The sequence below is a fragment of the Flavobacterium agri genome (assembly GCF_013401995.1).
GTDB lineage: Bacteria > Bacteroidota > Bacteroidia > Flavobacteriales > Flavobacteriaceae > Flavobacterium > Flavobacterium agri.
Genome location: NZ_JACBJI010000032.1, coordinates 1 through 941, shown reverse-complemented (window position 1 = coordinate 941; position 941 = coordinate 1). Strand labels below are relative to the sequence as shown.

Genomic DNA, 941 nt, shown 5'->3' with positions numbered 1-941 from the left:
GGTAACGTTAGGCCTGTAACCGCCGGTGCGGAAACCGGAGATTGTATTCTCCGCTGAACGCGAACGAAGTTATGGAAATTGGACGAACTTTTTACCGAAAACCAGCACTGGCGATTACAGGTGGTTACCTGCAGCTATTTTGGAGTGTACCACAAATATGTTGGATTATTTTTAAACTGTTTAATATTTAGAATTCCCTTCCTCATCGCCAAGTAAATATCATCACCATCAACAGTTACATTACTTGGATATAACATTCCCCAATAAAAAGGTGCTTTCAAAATTGAAGTTACTTTTAAATTTTTATCCAAACTTAGAATCTGAGAAGAAGTAATAATATATTGATCAGCTTTGTAAGTAAATAAAAGTTTTGGCGTTTCTATTAAATCGACTATTTTCTTATATTTCCAAATTCCTTTATCCTGGAAGATTTCAATTATTTTACCTCTATTTCCGCCAAGATGAGCTAATCCTTCAAGGGCCAGTAATTTCGAATTATAAAGAAATATTTTTTTGATATTTAAACCATATTCATAAGTTTCAGTCAGGATAGATGTTTTGTTTCCCGCTTCATCCATGAATATAAGCCCACCACCGTTTTCTCCTTTGTCAAATCCAAGTATATATCCATTGGTAACCTTTTGAACCTGAAGCTGTCCATATAAAGTTTTTTTTACTTTGATAAATTCTGGATTATTTGGAAGACTATCTCCATGAATCTTAGAATACTTATTGCGTTCTATTTCCACCTTCCCATTCAGAAAAGAAAATGTCCAATCATCTTGTGTGTGATTAGCGTCAAAAACGGTAATATCATTCGGAATACTGTCTTTTTTCCAATTACTCAGATTAGGTGCTTGTCCATTTGCTGCAACATAGAGTAGGATAAACAAAAAGGTCTTCATTGTGGATTTTTTCATAGTTGCAGGTAACGTTAGGCC

The 941-nt window shown here is 34.5% G+C and carries 1 protein-coding gene; it reads right to left on the bottom strand.

The features are described from left to right. Positions 1-134: 134 nt before the first annotated feature. Positions 135-941 (bottom strand): hypothetical protein (locus tag HZF10_RS17865; RefSeq protein WP_217703414.1); only part of this gene is annotated, 807 nt, incomplete at its 5' end.